20 protein-coding genes are annotated in these 21,209 nt (G+C 37.3%); 12 read left to right on the plus strand and 8 right to left on the minus strand.

What is annotated here, in order from left to right:
- Positions 1-64: 64 nt before the first annotated feature.
- The gene (locus KO521_RS14740; RefSeq protein WP_215940644.1) at positions 65-790 is read right to left on the minus strand and encodes an energy transducer TonB; all 726 of its coding nucleotides are present in this window, start codon (positions 788-790) and stop codon (positions 65-67) included.
- A 140-nt stretch (positions 791-930) separates the two neighbouring features.
- Entirely contained in the window at positions 931-1,407 is a 477-nt protein-coding gene (locus tag KO521_RS14745) for a Dps family protein (protein WP_215940645.1), read from the minus strand.
- Between the two features lie 408 nt (positions 1,408-1,815).
- On the opposite strand from KO521_RS14745, the gene KO521_RS14750 reads away from it, so the two are divergent.
- From KO521_RS14750 to KO521_RS14775, 6 genes are all read left to right on the plus strand, one after another.
- Positions 1,816-3,078, plus strand: a complete 1,263-nt coding sequence (locus KO521_RS14750) for an aminotransferase class V-fold PLP-dependent enzyme (protein WP_215940646.1) — start codon at positions 1,816-1,818, stop codon at positions 3,076-3,078.
- 103 nt (positions 3,079-3,181) lie between these two features.
- Entirely contained in the window at positions 3,182-3,799 is a 618-nt protein-coding gene (locus KO521_RS14755; protein WP_215940647.1) for a chloramphenicol acetyltransferase, read from the plus strand.
- 120 nt (positions 3,800-3,919) lie between these two features.
- On the plus strand, positions 3,920-4,132 hold the full coding sequence (locus KO521_RS14760; protein WP_215940648.1) for a DUF2945 domain-containing protein: 213 nt from the start codon (positions 3,920-3,922) through the stop codon (positions 4,130-4,132).
- An 88-nt stretch (positions 4,133-4,220) separates the two neighbouring features.
- Entirely contained in the window at positions 4,221-4,796 is a 576-nt protein-coding gene (locus KO521_RS14765; RefSeq protein WP_215940649.1) for a pentapeptide repeat-containing protein, read from the plus strand.
- Between the two features lie 60 nt (positions 4,797-4,856).
- Positions 4,857-5,345, plus strand: coding sequence for a DUF6265 family protein (locus tag KO521_RS14770; RefSeq protein WP_215940650.1), 489 nt, complete (start codon positions 4,857-4,859; stop codon positions 5,343-5,345).
- Positions 5,346-5,349: 4 nt separating this feature from the next.
- Positions 5,350-5,703, plus strand: a complete 354-nt coding sequence (locus KO521_RS14775) for a hypothetical protein (protein WP_215940651.1) — start codon at positions 5,350-5,352, stop codon at positions 5,701-5,703.
- A gap of 85 nt (positions 5,704-5,788) precedes the next feature.
- Here KO521_RS14775 and KO521_RS14780 read toward each other — a convergent pair whose 3' ends face one another.
- Positions 5,789-6,256, minus strand: a complete 468-nt coding sequence (locus KO521_RS14780) for a CBS domain-containing protein (RefSeq protein ID WP_215940652.1) — start codon at positions 6,254-6,256, stop codon at positions 5,789-5,791.
- 205 nt (positions 6,257-6,461) lie between these two features.
- Here KO521_RS14780 and KO521_RS14785 point away from each other — a divergent pair, with 205 nt between their 5' ends.
- The 5 genes from KO521_RS14785 to KO521_RS14805 all read left to right on the plus strand — a co-directional run bounded on the left by KO521_RS14785 (position 6,462) and on the right by KO521_RS14805 (position 12,354).
- Positions 6,462-8,747 carry a M28 family peptidase gene (locus tag KO521_RS14785; RefSeq protein ID WP_215940653.1) on the plus strand — a complete coding sequence of 762 codons (2,286 nt, stop codon included), beginning with the start codon at positions 6,462-6,464 and terminating at the stop codon, positions 8,745-8,747.
- Entirely contained in the window at positions 8,740-9,543 is an 804-nt protein-coding gene (locus KO521_RS14790) for an NAD(P)H-binding protein (RefSeq protein WP_215940654.1), read from the plus strand. Before KO521_RS14785 ends, KO521_RS14790 begins: the two co-directional genes overlap by 8 nt.
- Before the next feature lie 118 nt (positions 9,544-9,661).
- Complete coding sequence (locus KO521_RS14795; protein ID WP_215940655.1) at positions 9,662-10,033, plus strand: hypothetical protein; 372 nt, start codon at positions 9,662-9,664, stop codon at positions 10,031-10,033.
- 154 nt (positions 10,034-10,187) lie between these two features.
- Positions 10,188-10,895, plus strand: coding sequence for a hypothetical protein (locus KO521_RS14800; protein ID WP_215940656.1), 708 nt, complete (start codon positions 10,188-10,190; stop codon positions 10,893-10,895).
- Between the two features lie 157 nt (positions 10,896-11,052).
- The gene (locus KO521_RS14805) at positions 11,053-12,354 is read left to right on the plus strand and encodes an esterase-like activity of phytase family protein (RefSeq protein WP_215940657.1); all 1,302 of its coding nucleotides are present in this window, start codon (positions 11,053-11,055) and stop codon (positions 12,352-12,354) included.
- A 64-nt stretch (positions 12,355-12,418) separates the two neighbouring features.
- On the opposite strand, the gene KO521_RS14810 is transcribed toward KO521_RS14805, so the two are convergent.
- Complete coding sequence (locus tag KO521_RS14810) at positions 12,419-12,913, minus strand: hypothetical protein (protein WP_215940658.1); 495 nt, start codon at positions 12,911-12,913, stop codon at positions 12,419-12,421.
- Between the two features lie 64 nt (positions 12,914-12,977).
- Between KO521_RS14810 and KO521_RS14815 the strand changes: the two genes are divergently transcribed.
- A complete protein-coding gene (locus KO521_RS14815; RefSeq protein ID WP_215940659.1) occupies positions 12,978-13,919 on the plus strand; it encodes an NAD-dependent epimerase/dehydratase family protein in 942 nt (313 codons plus the stop codon).
- Positions 13,920-14,054: 135 nt separating this feature from the next.
- Here KO521_RS14815 and KO521_RS14820 read toward each other — a convergent pair whose 3' ends face one another.
- From KO521_RS14820 to KO521_RS14835, 4 genes are all read right to left on the minus strand, one after another.
- Positions 14,055-16,007, minus strand: a complete 1,953-nt coding sequence (locus KO521_RS14820; RefSeq protein WP_215940660.1) for an OmpA family protein — start codon at positions 16,005-16,007, stop codon at positions 14,055-14,057.
- A gap of 11 nt (positions 16,008-16,018) precedes the next feature.
- A complete protein-coding gene (locus KO521_RS14825) occupies positions 16,019-16,942 on the minus strand; it encodes a PorP/SprF family type IX secretion system membrane protein (protein ID WP_215940661.1) in 924 nt (307 codons plus the stop codon).
- A gap of 39 nt (positions 16,943-16,981) precedes the next feature.
- Positions 16,982-20,011 carry a gliding motility-associated C-terminal domain-containing protein gene (locus tag KO521_RS14830; RefSeq protein WP_215940662.1) on the minus strand — a complete coding sequence of 1,010 codons (3,030 nt, stop codon included), beginning with the start codon at positions 20,009-20,011 and terminating at the stop codon, positions 16,982-16,984.
- Between the two features lie 316 nt (positions 20,012-20,327).
- Complete coding sequence (locus KO521_RS14835) at positions 20,328-20,822, minus strand: CAP domain-containing protein (protein ID WP_215940663.1); 495 nt, start codon at positions 20,820-20,822, stop codon at positions 20,328-20,330.
- Positions 20,823-21,209 lie beyond the last annotated feature (387 nt).

Consider the following 21,209-nt stretch of genomic DNA (forward strand, 5'->3'; position numbering starts at 1 on the left):
AGTCATGTATAAAAAAACAGTCCACTGATTTTAAAATCAGTGGACTGTTTAGTTTTCAAGAAGCCTAAAGCTGCATTTTAAAGTTAATAGGTATGCTATAAGGCACTTTTACATTCATACCCCTTTGTGTACCAGGCTTCATTTTTGGAAGTGCAGCTACAATACGTGAAGCTTCACTCTCTAAATTAGCATCCGGTCCTCTTGTTTTAATACCGGTAATGTAACCTTTTTGGTCAATAACGAAATATACGAATACCTTACCCTGTATGTTTAGTTCTAATGCAGTTGCAGGATATTGAAACTCTTTCTTAACGTGCTCCTGAATTTTTTGTTGAAAACATGCTTTCTTCTCATCATTAGTTTTCATGTTTTCGCAACCTGGAAATACAGGTACGTTTTCAATAACAGCAAAAGGGACTGTTATTTCTTCTTCTTCTTCAGCAACCTCAACTTCATTAACGGCAATTTCTTTTTCTATTACCGTTTCTTGGTTGATTTCGCTACTCTCAATAATAGTTTCTTCAACTTCAGCAGCATCTTCTACAATCTCTATGATTTCAGGTGCTGATGGAGGAGGTGGAGGCGGCGGCGTATTAAAGGCTTTCGTAATAGGTACATCTTCCTGTAAATCTTCTTGCACATCCAATAATTGTACAAATTCATCTACAGTATCATATGTTTTATACTCCAATGCTCTCCATACGATTAAAAGAGCAATGGTTAGGCCTATTACAAAATACAGGCCACTATTTCGGTTCAAATCTGCTTGTGGGTTTTTTTTGACTTCCATAACTGTTGATTTAATACATTAAAAGTAAGCTACTTACAATGAGAATTAAATGACTTTTGTCATGTTCCTGAAAATTATAGAAAAAGAAGAGCAAAATTCCAATTGGGCTTTTGCTCTTCTTATCTTACTTTCTACCTTATTTAGCTCAAATAGGCAGTTAGCATCCAAATCAATTTCTCCTGACTTGAAATTAAATCGCTCATTAAAGCACCTGTTCCTTCATCTTTATTTTTAGAAGCAATTTCCAAAATATCTCTTTCCTGAATCAATAGCTCATTTAAGTTTCCTAATATAGAACGTACTGCCATATCTCCGTCAGATATATTCTTGGTAATTCTAATGGTTTTATTTTCTAGGTAGTCATCAAAAGAATGCAATGGCTTTTCCCCTAACGATAAAATGCGTTCTGCGATTTCGTCAACAATCTCATTGGTATCATTATATAGTTCTTCAAACTTCTCATGTAACATAAAAAACCTTCGTCCTTTTACATTCCAATGTAAACCCCTTAAGTTCATATAGTAAATTTGAAAATCCGCTAGAAGGAAATTAAGTTTTCCCGAGATTTCTTTTCTATAATCTTGCTCTAACCCTACTTTTAATTCTAAAGTTTCCATAATTGCTTTGTTTTAATTTATGAAGTAAAAGTACCTGTAACCACCACGGTGTAGAGCAACTTATGTTACACTGACCATTGGGATTACTTATATAGGTATCAGAAAATCTTGGAGTAACCTTAATAACTATTTCGAATAAATTTTAAAAGCCATAAATAATACTCGTTTTAAGAGCTGTTTTCTTTTTTAAGGGTATGGAAATTTTCAAATTTTGCAAAAGTACATTGGTAATACAAAAAGGACAGTATCTTATTTGTGCTTCATATTAAAAGGCTGTACTTTTTTACGATCTTAAGGCTGCATTACCAAACAAAAGTTCATTTTGAATCAGCCATTTCTTTACAAACGTCTAACAAATGATGTTTGAACATCGGCCAAAAGCATTATGATAACCCATAACCGACCTTCATGAAAAAACGCGACTTTCTAAAAAACTTATCTCTGGTGGCCCTGGCAACCCCGTTTTACGGAAGCGCCTTGGCATCCCATGCGGAGAAAGCCTCAAAAATTCCAGCACATAAATTAGCTTCCGATGAAGAGTTCTGGCTAAATGTGCGTCAGGATTATAAACTGAAACCAGACTACATCAATTTAGAAAGCGGATATTACAACATCATACCTACACCTACTCTAGAAGCTTTACACAAAAATATAGATATGGTGAACTACGAAGGTTCTTTTTATATGAGAACCGTACAGTGGGCCAATAAAAAACGGATGTCCGAGAAAGTGGCCAATATTATAGGGGCGAGAAAAGAGAACATCATAATTACGAGGAACGCCACGGAATCTTTGGATATGGTCATTAAAGGAATGGACTGGAAAGCAGGAGACGAAGCAGTCTATGCCATACAGGACTATGGGGCCATGAAACTTATGTTCCAGCAAGTTGCCGAAAGATTTGGAGTCGTAAACAAAGAAGTATCGGTACCCAATCATCCTAAGACGGATGAAGAAATAGTAGCATTATACGAAAAAGCCATTACAGATAAAACCAAGTTGTTAATGGTCTGTCATATGATTAATATAACAGGACACATACTCCCAATAAAGAAAATTTGCCAAATGGCACATAGTAAAGGGGTGAAGGTCATGGTTGACGGTGCACACTGCATTGGTCATTTTCAATTTGATATTACGGATTTAGAATGTGACTTCTACGGTTCAAGTCTCCACAAATGGTTGGCGGTACCATTGGGCACAGGACTTCTATACGTTGCAGATGAACATGTAGATACGCTCTGGCCAATTTTTGCAGAGCACAAAACAGAACCTGGCGACATCGCTAGATTAAATCATACAGGTACAATTCCCGTATATCACGACTTGACCATAGAAAATGCGGTAGACTATTATGAACTGTTAGGTGGTAAAAGAAAAGAAGCCAGATTACGCTATTTACAGGAGTACTGGACAGGTAAAGTAAGAAACGAGCCAAAGATTATCATCAACACACCTAAAGAGTCTCACAGAGCCTGTGGCATCGCAAACGTAGGAATCGAAGGAATAGAACCTACCGATCTGGCAAAAAAACTGCTAGATGAGTACGCTATCTTTACGGTGGGCATTAACTACGCCAATGTGCAAGGGTGTAGAATTACACCCAATGTATTTACCACTACCAAGGAGTTAGACACCTTTGTTAATGCGTTAAAAGAAATGGCGAGCTAATGAGTTTAATAAAACATTTTACTAAAAACGATATTTTTTAGATACAGTTCGTAACGTAATCACTAATTTTCAGCAATATAAAACCAGCTAGAAAAGATATATTTTGCGTAAAGAAATTGATATAAAAACATGGTACAGAAAAGACCATTTTGAGTTTTTTTCAAAATTTGACGAACCATTTTATGGCATAACCGCTAAAGTAGATTGTACAGAAACCTATCATACGGCAAAAGAAAAAGGTCATTCTTTCTTTTTGTCTTATTTACACAAATCTCTGGTTGCAGTAAACCGCACGGTTCAATTCAGATACCGGATTGTTGACGGTAAGTTATATGAATACGATACTGTTAATGCCTCACCCACCATAAACAGGGAAAACGGCACTTTTGGTTTTTCGCATTTAAAATATCGAGAAGATTTTGAGGAGTTTCTTGCCTTGGCCTTACCTGCTATTGAGAAAGTAAGGAATTCTAACCGACTCATGCCTGACGAATCCGGAGAGAATGTAATACATTGTTCCGCTATCCCATGGGTAGATTTTACATCTATCTCCCATGCCAGACATTATACTAGGCCGGATAGTTGCCCCAAAATTGCTTTTGGAAAAATGACTTCTGAAGGTGATAGATTGTTTATGCCGGTTTCAGTTCATGTGAATCATGCGCTAGTAGACGGTTATCATATTGGCCAGTTTATGGAAGAATTTCAGAAATTATTATAAGAATATAAATAAGGCTCGGGTTTAATTGTTTACGGATTGCATTATTCTTTCATCTTTTTAGCGCCATGAATCTGTTCTTTTTTCTCTTTCTTGAGACCATTAATTTTTAAATAAAAAAAGATGATAAGAGAAGGAACAGAAGTAAAATGGAAATGGGGCTCAGGCAGTGCCAAAGGAAAAGTTGAAAATACCTATGAAAAATCCGTGACACGGAAGATTGAGGGAAATGAAGTGACAAGAAACGGCTCAAAAGACGACAAAGCCCTATATATAAAACAAGAGGACGGAAGCAAAGTATTAAAACTTGAAAGCGAAGTAGAGCGTGCAGATTAATTTTACAATGCGAATAAACAGTTAAGGTTAGAATATAAAAATACGTTCTAGAAATTGCATCAAACTGCAAAATTCTGTTTATTCGCTTATGGATAAGCCTTTTATAACGGACCAAAAATACCTCTCACAAGATTTTACCAGTAGTAAATTAGCCAAGGGGGAATATGAAAATTGCATTTTTGAAGGCTGTAATTTTTCTGATAGCTATTTGGACAACCAGAATTTTATGGAATGTGAGTTTATAGATTGCAATCTTAGCAACGCAAATATCAGGCACACAACCTTTAAAGAAGTCACATTTTCCCACTGCAAAATGATGGGTCTTAAGTTTGAAGACTGTAATACCTTTTTAATTGATTTCAGTTTCATAAATTGTAACTTGGATTACTCTTCCTTCTATGGTCTAACACTTCCAAAACAACAGTTCGTTTCCTGTAAAATGATAGAAACCGATTTTACAGAAGCAAATCTCAAAAACGCCACTTTTGATGATTGTGATCTACAAGGTGCTATTTTCAGCCGGACTAACCTGGAAACGGCCAATTTTAAGACCGCTTTTAATTTTATTATAGACCCAGAAAAGAATACTCTTAAAAAAGCGAAGTTTACAAAAGAAGGTATTATTGGACTTCTAAAGAAATACGACCTAACTATAGGACCATAAACGAAATAATACGTTTACAAACGGATAAATCAGTATCTTACTGGGCACTAACCCAGTATTATGAAATCTCTTTTATACGTATCCCTACTCTTCTCATTAAGTATTAATGCTCAAAACACCGCTGCTTTTTCTGAGGGTTCCAGCTCTCCTGAGGGAAATTTATCTGATATTTCTTGGATGGAAGGCAACTGGTCCGGCGAAGCTTTTGGTGGAATTACAGAAGAAACTTGGGGACCTCCACAAGGGGGGTCTATGATGTTCTCTTTTAAATTGATATCTGAAGGAAAAGTGTCTTTTTATGAACTAGGTCATATTCGTGAAGTTGACGAAACCTTGGTATATGAACTCAAACATTTTCATGCCGATTTAAAAGGATGGGAAGAAAAAGACGAGGTTCAACAATTTAGATTAGTAAAAGTAGATGGAGACCGTGTTTATTTTGATGGGTTCACTTTTGAAAAAATAAGCGATGATGAAATTAATATCTATGCCGAAATGGAGAATGAGGATGGTTCCTCGGAAGAGGTAATCTTCAACTTTAAAAAATAAGAATTTGAAGAAAAAGTGTCTAGATTGCGGTACGGAAATAAAGGGTAGGGCAGACAAAAAATTCTGTTCTGACTATTGTAGGAACGCATATCATAACAATGCGAACAAAGACAGTAACAACCTTATCCGTAACACCAATAATAGACTTAGAAAGAATTATAGAATTTTAGATGGGTATACGCTAAAAGATGGCAAAACCACAACTACCAAGGCCAAACTGCAAAACAAAGGTTTTTATTTTGATTTTATAACCAGTCTATATACTACCAAAAAAGGTGCTGTCTACTTTTTTGTTTACGACCTTGGCTACTTACCCTTGGATAATGACGTTTATATGATCGTAAAACGCGAACAATAAATAAAGTCCACAAAAAAATGCTTCCCCTGTAGAAGGAAAGCATCTTAAATACTTTTTAAGTAATGCATTTGGGGTTAACGTGACATTACCAGCTATGACCTGTTAATTTTAGTGCGGCAATAACAATATCTTTCCGGCTTATCTGGCCAACTAAAATACCGTCTCTCATAACAGGAAGCCTTCTTCTGTTATGCTTATCAAAAATTCCTGCTGCATCAAAAATTGAGATATCATGGGGTATGGTCTCAACCTCTTTGGTCATAAACTTCTCTACACTTTTATCAAGTATAGGCTGATTAAAATAGCGGCTTTCGGAAATCTGCTTCATACAATCGGCCTCAGAGATAATACCTACCAAGAAACCATTGTCATCCATGACGGGGCCACCCGAGATATTATACTTCGTGAACTGCTCCATAACTTCCAGAATGGATTGCTCTGGTGTAAAAGTCACCAATTTCTTTGTCATGTAGTCAGATACCAATATGGGCGCGTCATATTCTTTCTTTACGTCTGCTTTTGCCCGTGGGCCTTGAAAACTCTTTATTCCCATATAATTTCGTTTTTAGTGCCTAGCGGCGGGTTAGGTTAATTACTAAAGATAGTAAATTATTTAATGGATAATTCATTTATTCGACGTATAACTATAGAAATTCTTACTATTTTCATGAAAAATGTATAGATATTCTTTTAATACCTTCCTCAACAAAACCGGTTTTCAATTAGAATACTACGTTTTAATTTGAGAACTTTATGCAATGAAAAGATTTCCCTCAACCATTTCCTTTCTACTCCTATTGGCCGCCATTTACTGGGGTTTTCATACTTCTATGCCAATTTATGAGGAAGATGTCTCAGCTCCCCAGACAACTTTCTCTACCGATCGTGCTCTAAAGCATGTTAAAGAAATTTCAAAAGAACCCCACGCTATAGGTTTCCCGGCACATAAAAAGGTTCAGCACTATATTGTTTCTGAATTAGAAAAGATGGGCCTGCAGACCTCATTACAAACAGGTTATTCCGTTGGAGACTGGGGAAACATGAGCAAGCCCGAAAATATCATAGCTAAAATAGAAGGCAGTGGTACGGGTAAGGCCCTTCTTCTATTATCTCATTATGATAGCCACCCCCATTCTTCATTGGGCGCGAGTGATGCCGGTAGTGGAGTGGCAACGGTTTTAGAAAGCGTAAGGGCTTTTTTGGGCAAAGAAAACAAGCCTAAAAACGACATCATCGTATTATTTACCGATGGAGAAGAATTAGGCCTTAACGGAGCCGACCTTTTTGTAAGCCAACATGAATGGGCAAAAGAAGTAGGCCTAATCCTAAATTTTGAAGCTCGTGGTAGCGGAGGACCAAGTTACACCTTTGTGGAAACCAACCGCGGAAACCAACAGCTCATAAGTGAATTTATAAAGGCCAATCCCAAGTATCCCATGGCCAACTCCCTGTACTATAGCATTTACAAAATGCTCCCCAATGATACGGACCTGACTGTTTTTAGGGAAGGAAGGGATATTCAAGGTTTTAACTTTGCATTTATTGATGACCATTTTGACTACCATACCGCTCAAGATACCTATGAACGCCTAGATAAAAAAACATTAGCGCACCAAGGCAGTTATTTAACTCCATTACTGGCGCATTTTAGTAAAGCTAATTTAAATGAACTGGTAAGCCCCAATGATTACGTATATTTTAATATGCCCGTATTTGGCGTTATCTCCTATCCGTTTGATTGGATTTGGCCAATGTTGGCGCTTGCGTCTATGTTGTTCGTTTGCATTCTAGCTTACGGATACAAAAAGAAAGCATTGACCACTAATGGGATTTTTATAGGTTTTGTGCCTTTGTTTCTATCCTTGATTATCAATGGTCTGCTCGGTTATTTTGGTTGGCCGGTATTAAAATGGCTTTACCCCGCATATAATGATATGCTACATGGTTTTACTTACAATGGTTACACCTATATCTTTGCATTCGTATGTCTTTCTATTGCTGTCTGTTTTGGTGTATATCACAAATTTAGAAAACAAGCAACTACAAATTTGGTTGTAGCTCCTTTGTTTTTATGGATAGTACTTTGTGCTATAATAGCCCAATATCTACCAGGCGCAAGTTTCTTTATTGTTCCCATATTCGCCCTTCTTGCATCTTGGTACGTTATCCTTAATCAAAAAGTGCCCCGCGTACTCCTAATGGTCTTTTTAGGTTTACCTGCTATATGGTTATATGCACCGCTCGTTAAAGGGTTTCCTGTAGGGTTAGGCCTCAAAATGTTGTTAGGCTGTACTCTTTTGGTGACGCTTACTTTTATATTATTGCTTCCTATTTTTGGAATGTACAAGCGTAAAAAGAAATGGTTCTATTATGGAATACTTGCTTTAATTGTTTCTATGATATATGCCCACATTCATTCCGGCTTTGATGCTGAAAACGGTAAACCAAGTAGTCTGGTCTACCTTCTTGATACAGATACCAACACTGCACAATGGGCTAGTTATGATCAAGTACCCATAGAATGGAACCAAGCGTTTTTAGGCAAAGAAAATGATGTTGACGGGCGATTAAATAAGAATGTAATTGGCAGCAAGTATAACACCCCTTTTACTCATTCTAAAACTGCTCCCATAAAGATCATAGACGGTCCAAAAATTGAAACTGTTAGGGATACTCTTATCGGTAGCAATAGAATAATAGAACTTTGCATTACCCCACAGCGTAACGTAAACCGTCTTGATGTTTTCACAGAAAGTATGGCAATAGAAAAGTTAAAAATAAATCGGTTGGAGCTTTCTCCGTTTTATCTAGAAGAGCGAAAAACAAACAAGTTATTTACGCACTATATAACGGATGATGCCTATACCGAACTTGAAATTACCATTCCACTGGATAGTATTGTTGAACTCACTTTTTGCGAAGCTTCCAATGATTTGCTAGAGCATCCTCTATTTGAGGTTCCAGAAAGACCAGAAACCAGCATTCCCATGCCGTTTGTACTCAATGACGCCATCATAACCACTAAAACAATCAAATTTGAATAAAGATATAGCCATTATGGGCTGCGGTTGGCTAGGCCTTCCATTAGCTAAAAAATTCATTAACGAAGGATATGAGGTAAATGGCACAACCACATCAGAAGAGAAACTTCCACTATTATCAAAAGAAGGTATTCAACCCTTTCTTATAACACTTTCAGAAACTAAAATCACAGGAGACATAAGTTCATTTTTGAGCAAAGTACATGTTTTGATTATTAACGTACCCCCAAAACTACGTGGTAACCATAAAGAAAATTACGTTCGGAAAATGGAATTGGTATTGGAGGCTATGAAACCCTCAAACATAAAACATGTGGTGTTCGTAAGCAGTACTTCCGTATATGGTGATATTGATGGAGAGGTAACAGAAGAAACTACCCCCAAGCCCTCTACTGAATCCGGCAAGCAACTTTTAGCATGCGAACAACTATTTCTAAAGCAGCCTGAAATTGAAACCACGATCATAAGATTTGGCGGATTGATAGGTATAAATAGAAATCCGGTAACAATGCTATCAAAACGAAAAAACCTTAAAAACGGAAATGCGCCCATAAACCTAATCCATCTAAACGACTGTATTGGAATTATCTATAAATCTGTTGAGGAGAACTGGGGAACAGAATTAATAAACGGGGTTTACCCGTATCATCCCAGTAAAAAAGACTACTATACTTTACAGGCTATCAAAAACAACATAGAAGCACCTGAATATACTGAGGATATCCCAAAAAAAGGCAAGCTTATCCATTCCTACACCCTTACAAACGTTAAAGGTTTTAAATTCACTACAACGTTGTAGTTATTTTTCACAACAGCTATTTACCATTTCACAACAAACTCATAGGATAGTTGTTAATTGACCGTGCATTTCATCGATTAAAAAGTAACTTTGGTATATAATTTAAAAACTATTTGTCATGGGAAATTCAGGTTTACGAAGCAAGATTCTTGAGGAAATCGAGATTCTTATTGCTTCCAGCTGTACCAAGCAAAAAGTTTCCCCAGAAATTATAAAGTTGCATGTAGCGGTATTAAAAAACCACTATAACGCGGCTAATGTGTCTATAGATTACCACAGGCGAAGGGTTGAAATGGATATCATAATGGACGACAAGGATTATGATCCTAAAAGATTAAATCTCTCTATTCCAACATTGCACACCAACTTATGGTTTAAAAATCTGTACGATTTTTTAGTGTCATGTATTGATCCAGACCCTAAAAGTGTGGCTTTTTATTCCATGCTTTTAAAATCCTATCGAAAAAACGAGATTTCACTCGTTGCTTAATTCAAAAAAACCAAACCTACATAAAAAGGCTGCCCCAGGGTGGCCTTTTTTCATTTCTACATATGCATTATGCTTTTATTCACAGCTACATACAGATAATATTGCTAATTTTGCAAACCGCTACCAAAACGATAGCATTGTAAAATAGTTACACATGAAAAAATTTAGTATCATATTACTTTTGAGCCTCTGTTTTTCAGCCACCGCACAGACCAAGAGTGATTTGCAAAAACACTATGAAGCCTTTTATCAAGAAATGAGACTTCAAGGAGATGTAAATGGCGTAATCAGCGCACTTACCCACTTAAATGTAATTGCGCCATCTAAACAGCGTAAAGATACCTTAGCTTTTGTATATGCAAACAACAATCAGCATATGCAGGCACTAAATACTATAGGTATTGAAAAGGAAGTTTCGGATTCGGATATGGCGGTTCAGGTAAAAGCAATTTCATTAAAAGCTTTAAACCAACCAAAACGTGCCCTAGAACAGTTTGAAGAACTTTTTAAAAGAACGCCAAATCCTTATTTGGCTTATGAGATTGCAGACCTAAAGATCCAAACCGGAGCAAATTCCGATGCTGTCTCTAATATTGACTATGGTATTGCAAATGCCAAAGACGATATGAAGTACGCTTTCTATGAAAGGCAACAACCTTACGAGGTTCCTTTAAAAGCTGCTTTTCTTCATCTAAAGGCCCTAACCATATATGACAATAACAAAGACAATGTAGATGCCGCTATAGCTAAAATAGATGAAGCACTTGCTTTAGACCCTAATTTTAATTTGGCAAGTTTAAGCAAGCAAGCGCTACAATCTAGAAAGAACCCTCCTGCTCCTGCAGGCGAAAAGAAACAATAAACATTCTATCTCACCTTATAATTATGCCGTGCATAGCTTTAAGTTATGTACGGCATATTCTTTTTATAACCATCTATTTATCTTCACTTAACAATGGCACTGTGTAAATATTGCAACTTTAAGGCCACATTAAATAACCTTAAATCCAGCAAACACAATGAAAAAATTAATGCTACTTTTTGTAGGCTTATGCCTCTTGAATTCCTGCGCCCATCTTGATGATTTTATAGGCGATGGACCAACACCTGTTTCCATTTCCCCAACTAAAATACTTGAGACAGATACACAATATGCACTTCCCTACTCCGTACTATCTACTATTAATAATACAGTTGAAATTAGAAATGGAGGCTTTGGTTCCGGAGCTACGGCTCATCCAACCAATGAAGATGAATTTTATGCCATTACTGATCGTGGGCCAAACACCAACTTCTTGGAAGGAAAAAAATTTCCTGTAGCAGATTATACGCCCCGTATCGGTCATTTTATCGTAACCGAGAAAGGTGAGATTACACTTTTAGAAGAAATTTTGTTGAAAACGCCTTCTGGAAAACTAATAACGGGCATACCTAATCCTGAAGGAAAGGGCGCTACCGGAGAGATTCCTTACGATGCTGCCGGAAACCCAATTGCTTTTGATGACTTCGGGTTGGATTCGGAAGGTATAGTTGCGCTTAAAGACGGTAGTTTTTGGGTTTCGGATGAGTATGGCCCTCATATCGTACACTACTCAGCTAGCGGCGTACAACTAGAACGTATATCTCCATTTGGTGTTAATGAAGATACAGGAGACCGTAAATTACCTGCTGTTTTTGCAAGCCGAAGGGCCAATAGAGGAATGGAAGGACTTGCCATTACCCCAGACGAAAAAACATTGGTAGGCATAATGCAATCTACCATGTACAATCCTGAAAAAATTCAGTCTAACATAACTCGTATCGTAACTTTTGATTTGGAAACAGGATACACAAGACAGTATGTTTATATACAGGAAAAAGCTAACCTTTCTAATTCAGAAATTACCGCTATTTCCAATACTGAGTTTTTAGTTGTTGAACGCGATGGTAAGTTCGCTGGGGAAGAAACAGCCCAAAAACATATTTATAAGATTAATTTGAATGGTGCTACGGATATTAGTGGTAACAACCTAAAAGAAGAGCTTGGGTTAATGATCGGAGATAAAACTATTGAACAATCTACAGCCGAAGAATTGGCAGAAGCAAACATTGTACCTGTTCAAAAGGAACTAGTGGTTGATTTGGTCGCCCAGTTTGGTTATGCCCATGACAAACTAGAAGGAATTTGGATTATGGACGAGAATACCCTTGGCTTTATTAACGATGATGATTTTGCCGTTTCCGATAATGATGGAGACGGAATCATTGAACAAAAGATTTTACCGGGAAGTTCAAATATAGATGCTAGCTCCTTGTATATGGTTAAAGTAGATTTTAAATAGTTCTTTATTACCCTACGCATATAAAAAGCGGCTTCCCCATTTTGGTGGGAGTCGCTTTTTATATTTAAAATTCCAAGATCAGGTCAGTATCCAATGTATTGCTAACCACTACATTGAATTGGTTTCTAAAGGCATTATAAGCTTCGATCATCTGCACAATAGATTCTTGTGGATCGGCTCTATAATATAAATCGCCCTTAACTTTTAGCATATAGGTTTTGAACACCTTTTGACGACTTTTTACCTGTGGAATGTTGAATTCTTTTGGGTATTTTGATTCTTCCAATTGATTTTGCTTGGTAATCATCTCTTCAATTACCAAACGTAAGTCTTCCTTATTGGCTACCGTATGCAGTGCATCAAAACTAGTTTCAAAAGAGGAGAATTCTATCCAATCTTCAAGAATAGCCTGAGCTTTAGGTTTAATAGGAAGTTTTTTAGGCCATGCTTCACTACTTAATTCGTGGGCACTTGCATCCTCTACGATCAATTCCTGTTTCTGTTCTTTGCAGGCTAATGTCATTAGCAGCATCAAGCTAAAGAAGAAGATTCTTTTCATAAAGCGAATGTACAAATTTTAAGAAGCGCTATCTTTATTCTCGAATTCATTTAACGAGACATTAATGGAAAAATCAATTCTGATTATAGGTGCTTGCGGTCAAATAGGCACGGAACTAACATTGGCACTACGCGAGACTTATGGAAATGACAGTGTAATTGCCAGCGATATTCGTGAAGGCAATGAAAACTTAATGGAATCCGGACCCTTCGAAATTTTAGACGCCACAGATTATGATGCTTTGGAAGAAGTGGTTGCCTATTACGAGATTTCCGAAGTCTACTTAATGGCCGCCATGTTGAGTGCCACAGCAGAAAAATTTCCTATGCGGGCTTGGAACTTGAATATGAATTCTCTTTTTAATGTGCTCAACCTTGCCAAAGAGAAAAAAATAGATAAAATATTCTGGCCTTCCAGTATTGCCGTTTTTGGACCGAATACGCCAAAAGAAAACACTCCACAAAGTACCATTATGGAGCCTAGTACCGTATACGGTATAAGTAAGCAATCTGGTGAACGCTGGTGCGATTATTACTTTCATAAGTTTGGGGTTGATGTGCGGAGTATTCGCTACCCGGGTCTAATTAGCTGGAAGACCATGCCGGGCGGAGGTACCACGGATTATGCTGTAGAGATATACCACAAAGCACTTGCTGAAAAATCATATACCTGTTTCTTAAAGGCGGATACGGAATTGCCAATGATGTTTATGGATGATGCCATAAAAGCAACTTTACAGCTTATGGATACCGATGCGGAAAACGTAAAAGTACGCTCTTCTTACAACCTTTCGGCTATGAACTTTACGCCTTCACAAATGGCGGAAAGTATCCAAAAACATATCACGGATTTTAAGATTTCTTATGAACCTGATTTTCGCCAAGCTATAGCGGATTCATGGCCTAGTAGTATTAATGATCAGGAGGCAAGACGTGACTGGGGCTGGAAGGCCGACTTTGATCTTGAAAAAACTACGAAAGAAATGTTGGAAAATTTGGCTCCCTAAGACAAAAGAACCAACATTCTATCGTAATAAAATAAAAACAATTTAACCTGTAATACAACCAGTCTACAGGCTAAAAAGCCTTTATACAAGTACGCTGCATAGTGCGTAGCGTACTTCTCCCAATCTTTGTTTTACTTATTTTTTAGCGTTACGGACTTCATTTTCCTGTTTGGAAACAATTATAAAATTAGACCGTCTGTTTTCCAAATGTTTTTGATCACTACATTTAACGCCATTGCCACATTCATTCTTTAAACGGTATTCCCCGTAACCATTTGCACTCTCAATTCTATCTGCATCTATACCTTTGGAAAGCAGATATCTTCTAGTGGATTTTGCCCTATTGTCCGACAACTCCAAATTGTAGACATCAGAACCTCTAGCATCGGTATGTGATTCTATTTTGATTTTTAGCTCAGGAAAGGTTTCCATGGCAAAAAGCACCTTTTCAAGCTCTATTTCCGCCCTTGTGGTAATGTCGGATTTATCGTATTCAAAATAGATAGGGTTTACCTTGATTTTCTCAACATTGCCTTCTTTCTCTACAAGACTATCAAAAGGAGTTAAGTACACTTTGTTTTCCTTGGAAGATGCTTCAGGATTTTGGCTTGTTTCAATTCGTATGGTTTCTTTAGAAAAACCCGCCCTTGAGAAAACCAGACTGTTTTTCTTATTACAAGGGAGTGTCATTTCATAATACCCAGATGCATCGGTCCTGTAGATAGAAACCAATTCGTTAACCACGTTTTTGAGTTCTACGTTAGCCTCTGCAATAGGCTCTCCTGTTAGCTTGTTCAAAACATATCCCGAATATTCCAAACAATCCGTTGGCTTAACTTTTTCAAAGCGATAAATATCATCATCTCCTTTTCCGCCCGCACGATTTGAAGCAAAGAAGCCGTTACCTTTTTTGTTCTCCCTAATAAATGAAAAATCATCCATATTACTATTTAAGGGTTTACCCATATTAAGCGGTAAGGAGTACTGAGTTTTTGAAGAAATAACCGACCCGAAAATATCTAGTCCCCCTAATCCATAATGGCTATCCGACGAAAAATACAATACTTCATTATTTATGAACGGAAACATTTCCCTTCCCCTAGTATTTATGGTAGAGCCTAGATTCATAGGGTCTGAAAGCACATCACCTTCATTATTTAAATCCACCACATAAATGTCACTCTCCCCAAATCCGCCTGGCATGTTAGACGTAAAATATAGCTGTCTCCCATCTGGACTCAATGCTGGGTGCCCACAAGAATAATCTTTGCTATTAAAGCTCAATGAGGTCACATCAACAAGTTCATTGTTACTTATTGTTCCGCGTAAAATCTGCATGTTGGAGAGGCCATCCTCATTAGCACTCAATTTATTTTTTTTCTTTAAATAATTTCGAGTAAAATACACAGTTTGTCCGTCCCAAGAGAACGTCAAAGTAGCATCGTGATAAGACGATTCTAAATTCTCCAAATATTTTTCCGGTATATAGCTCCCATCCTTTGGGCGCGTAATGTATAGGTCCAAATAAGGCTGTTTATTCCATGGATAAAGCTCTCCATTAGATTTTATAGTATCTCTAGCAGAAGCGAATATCAATCCATCATTAAAGAGCATAGGTCCAAAATCCGACTTCTTACTGTTAAAGGCTTGATTGATTGTAGTATACTTTTCTTTCTGGGAAAGCAAACTATCTAAATATTCCTTTTGAGACAACATCATTTTCAACCTATCCTCATCCGTATAAAAATCACGGAGCAGTTCATCCGCTCTTTCGGTTTGCATGCTTGTTTTAAGGCTCTGTACCAATTTAATAATGTTGCCTTCGCCAACGTCCTTCCCTTTAATTACATACAGTTTCTCATACCATTTTACAGCTTCTTGGTACCTATTCGTATTAAAATAGCTATCGGCTAAATGCTGAATGACATCTAGAGATGGTCTTTTTTTCTCTGCCGCTAAATCGCTATACAACTCAATTGCTTTGTCAAATTTAAAATCTTCAAAATAGGCATTTGCTTTTTCTTCTTTACTCTGAGCAGTAACCATAAGGCATGTACCCATAAATATATATAGTACTAGTTTTTTCATGATTGTAGGTTTTAGAAGAATCTTGGTGACAATGCTCTTTTCTTAGCATCAAAAAGATTGTATTTAAGGATGATTTCGTGCGAACCATCATTGTAACTCTCTAAACCGGTAATGGAATAATCATAGGAGTATCCCAAAAAGAAGCTATTGGAAATATGTAGCCCGGCCAAAGCACTAACCGCATCATTGTACCGGTAAGCCAAACCAAGGGCCAAAGTCTCCTTGATCAAGAAATTACCGGATACATCTACGGTTATTGGTGCCCCAGCTACATGTTTTGTTAAGATCGCCGGTTTAAATTTTAGGTTATCGGACAGATCCATTACATAACCTGCCATTAAATAATACTGACTTTTTCTATTGGTCACCATCTCGTTATCATCATTATAAATCTGTGAGTTCAGAAAATTATGTGTAGAAATACCAACGTACCAATTGCTACTATGAAAGTAGGCGCCCGCACCAAAAACCGGACGTATTTTATTCAGGTTTTCAGCAAAAATCGGATCTTGGCCGTCCTGATATGTTCCTTTGGACCAGTCTACTTTTAGCACATCTATTCCCGCATTGATTCCCAACGATAGTTTGGTAAAATACCCTGTTGGAATCTCGTACGAAAAAGTACCATTAACATCAAGGTCATTTGCAGCCCCAATATTATCGTTAACTACGGTAAGCCCTAATCCTACCCTTTCCCGTAATCTTCCTTGAACAGAAAGCGATTGTGTCTCGGGAGCCCCATCTATACCCACCCATTGCGATCGGTGCAGAACGGTAGCTTCTAATATACCTCTAGCTGAATACCCTGAATTCAAAACCGCGGTATTATACATGTACTGCGTATATTGGGGCGGTTGTTGGCCATAGGCCACACTCATATTAAAGGCAAGATAGCAGAGCATAACTATCTTTATAGTAGTGCAAAGTAATTTCATATTTGACAAAGGTTTGGTATGTATAGTTTTAAAAATCTGTTATCTGGCCAATTGTAACCAACCCACTAGGTTTCTTTCCAATTCAGGTATCTGAATTGAATAGTAGTACGTTCCGGATGGCAATTGGTCTCCATTGTTCAAAACGCCCTTTACGTTTGCGAGACCTTTCCAAGTATTCTGATAATCGGCTGTTTTATAAACAAGGTTTCCGTTACGGTTATATATTTCGATAGTGTTGGAGTAATCCTCAATACATTGAACGGTGAAGACATCATTGAAACCATCATTGTTAGGAGAAAATTCATTGAACACTTTCAAACAAAATTCCTCACCTAAAACCATTCCGCAACTAATAACCTCAACCCCCAAAGACATCATTTTCGTTGGGCTACAGGTTGACTCATCCGTGTATGAAACGCTTATTTCAGTATTATTCAATTCCGTCCAAGTTACTGTGGCAAAATCGTCTGTTGCTGTACCTCCATCTGTAATAGTACCCCCAAGTATATCCCAATCGTAACCTTCTTTATCAGCATTGGCAACATAGGTATAAGAACGGCCACGGCATACTTTTTCAGATTCGCCCGTAAGAGTTATAGGAGAAGAACCGTCCTGGATCACAGTGGTAGAAACCCTTAAACGTGCGCTGCTTTCACAACCGTTTTCTATGGCGGCCACATGATAAGTACCCCCATTTTCTATGGGTATGGAAGGGTCTATTGCATTTCCGCCAGAAGCAGCATCATAGAAAACTACATTAGTTTGATCGGTTTGAATATCGCCCACTAAGGGCATATCACTATCACAAAATGTTTGTTCTGCAGAAGTAGTGGTAGGCGTTGGAACATCTGTAATTTCCACACCAACACGCACTCTAGCTAATATTGATGTTGGTATATTTAATAGTCCTGCAAAATAAACTTGGCCATCTACTAAAGCTGTATCGGATCCTAATTGTAAACCTGCAGATAGGTCATCAAAGAAAACAATACCCTCTATGTCTATTTGTAAATCTGCTATGGTAGGAAAATCTGAAGCACAAAATGTTTGTTGTAAATCTTCATCATCAATCAATAAGTCCGGGAGATCTACCAAAATCTCTTCGGATACCGTACAAAGCATGCCTTCCAAAAAAGCCTCAAGCGTATTATCTATATCGGACACCAAATCTATAGCATCTACATCTACACTAAAAGACCCATCTGCTCCCACTAGACCCTCATAGAGGTTTCCGTTTACGGCTAGAGAAATAGGCTCACCGGGAATAACATCACCCGAAACTGTTCCGGTTACCTCTACGGTATCAGTATCTCTAAAAATGTCAATCAAGTTACTTAAGCTAATTAATGGAGCGGAGTCTATATTTACCGTTTTTGACCCATCTACAACATTCACTTCAACGACCTTTAAATCTCCAGAAGCATTTTCACAACCTGCCAAATCATTTTTTACAGCAACATAGTAGGTATATGGTCCACCCGTTTCGGTAAGACCTGTAATGGTCATTACCCCATTGGAATCAATTTCATAGGTAACACCATCAACCTCCAAACCATTAGTGATCCCATTGGTTTTGGTATCATCAAAATACCATAAAAAGGTTCCATCTATATCACTTGAAGGAACAAGCACTACATTATTGGAAGAGCAGATAGCATTTTCATTTCCAAGAACAGAAATATCCGCAGCCGTTGGAATAGGCTCAACATTTACTTCAACTTCTGTTCTAGGTGACTCTTGTGTACAACCAATTTCTGCAGAAGCAATGTAATACGTAGTATCTTCGGTCAAAGTTGGAGTAGTAAAAGCGTCACCAGAATTTAATGTCGCCAATATGTTACCGTCTTCCGAGGCATCGTACCATCTTAATTCGACATTTTTTGCATTTTCAACTTCTGCAGTAATCATTGTACTTGAACCGGTGCAGATATTTAAATCGTCTGCCGTAGCTGTAATTGTTGGCGTTGCCGGAGCTCTATATACATCATAAATTTTAATATTTTGATCAAGACCAACACCAACCAATGATGACAAACCAACGGTTATGCGATCTACAGGGGTAGCTGGATCAAACTCAACAATAGCAGTTTCACCAGCTTCTAGTAGACCCAGTAAATCCAAATCCAATACATTTGATAAATTATCCGTAAACACTGGAGCGTCCGTACCGTTTTGACCTACTATTTCTATTGAATTGGCAATATCCAATTGTAATAAAGAAGGGTCAATTCCTATTTCAATGTAATAGGTATCACCAGTATCTTCAGTAGTATCGAAATAAATGGTCTGTTCAATTTGAGAAGCTACACCAACAGCACCAAGACCCAACTCAGAAAAGGTATTTCGGTCTCCATCTATCGCATACTCCGGGTTCGTTACGCCCGCGTTACCCAATTCCAATAAATCCAGCGAAATACCACTACCATTAAAAGAAGTGTAGCTAGGTGCTCCACATGATAAATCTTCATTGACGTAAAAAACACCGTAGACCTCTAAATCCCTTTCAGCTCCTAAACCTAATAATGACCCGACACTATTGGTCAAACGAACTCTATCATACCCACCAGATGGTGTTAATGCCAAAAAATAATCCCCATTTTTATCTATGGTAACACGCGCCTCGTCAGACCCAAAAGCATCCGCAGCACTAGAACTAGTATGTAAAACAATATTAGAATTATCCAATACCGTCACAGAAAATTCTTGATTACCGATTAGTACTGTACCAACAACATTAGAAAGTAAATCACCTAAACTACCTCCTATTAAGCTTGAAAGCAGATCGTCTTCAGATTCTACTTTCAAATAGCTAGTTGTATTAGCTGGTAATGTGGATGGGTAAAGGAGTTCTAAGTACCCGTCATAAGCACCAATACCCAAAGCTACACCCGAGTTTGCCCGTATAGTTGCACTGGTGGTTAAGTTAGAATCAATAGCGTTATTAGATAGGTCAACCGCACTTTCATTAAAAACAGCATCAGCATAAACTTTATCTTGTGCTTGTGTAAAAGCGTAGAAAAACAGCAATACACATATCATTTTTTGCTTTAGAGTAGTTTTACGTATCATAGGCAAATTATTGTAGGTTAAGTCCTATAAAAAACAGGGCTCGCTTTCAATTTATTGTCTATGCTAGTATATACCTTCGGTAAAAGGTCATTTTTTTCGATGAACAGTAGACCTCAATCCAAAATATGGCTGTGAACTACATTTTATCGATTAAAATATAATAGTAGCACACAGCCTTATCCTACAATCGAATTCCTGCTATTTATTATATTTGGAAGCTGTAGTATACAGAGGCATAAAAAAAATATGACCTCCTATTTCTTCCGAAATAGGAGGTCATATTTTTACAACTAAAAACTACTTCAATACAACTATCTTATTGAAAAAATAACTGAGTAAAGTAAAGGATACCGCTCTTATCTGCAGTAACACTAACAGCAGTATATTGAAAATCACCTTCCATGACTTTCTTATGGGTTGGGCTATTTTTCCACGCTTCTAAAATATCCTCAGCATTTGTAAAATCCTTACCCAGGTTTTCAGAAACGAAATCCGCATTTGCTTCAATAGATAAATCTGAAGCTCTTTTGTCAAAATTATCATGGCTTATTGTTCCCTCGGAAATCATATACTCGTTGTGTGCAATCGCATAACCGTAAGCGACACTGTTGAACTCTACTGCATTAAGACCAACTGAAACTCTATACTCGTTAACAACATCTATAACACCTTGTTCAATCTTAGAAATTTCCACTTCTTCAGTTGTTGCAACAACCTTATACAATTCTTCTTCTTCCGTAGTTGAAGATGTAGAACATGACGTCATTAAAGTTGCAAGGGCAGTTAGAAGTAAAACATTGAATCGTAACATAGCTTAATAGAATTTCTTTTTGTAATCCGTTTCTGTTACCAATGAACGGCACATTGTAGGATACTTTAGGAAATTCACGTAAGCGGTACATTTTACTCGTTGAAGTGTAAAAAATTAAAAATCAAACACTTACTAAAAAAAAGAGGCCTTTTTATAACGGATAAACCGTTCACTATACCGAAGTTTTGACACTTTATCGGGGAAAGAAATTAGTTGGACGGTAGGTCTATTTTGACAATATCGGTTAAACCCCAATTATTGAGGACGAAAAACACTTTTTACCAAAAATGAGGAAGTATGAAGTTGTAGGAAGGAAATCTAGTTGATGTGATGAAACTATTAGTTAAGTATATTATTAAGTACTAGAGAAAACAAAACACTATATAC

Source organism: Zobellia uliginosa (assembly GCF_018860745.1).
Taxonomy (GTDB): domain Bacteria; phylum Bacteroidota; class Bacteroidia; order Flavobacteriales; family Flavobacteriaceae; genus Zobellia; species Zobellia uliginosa_B.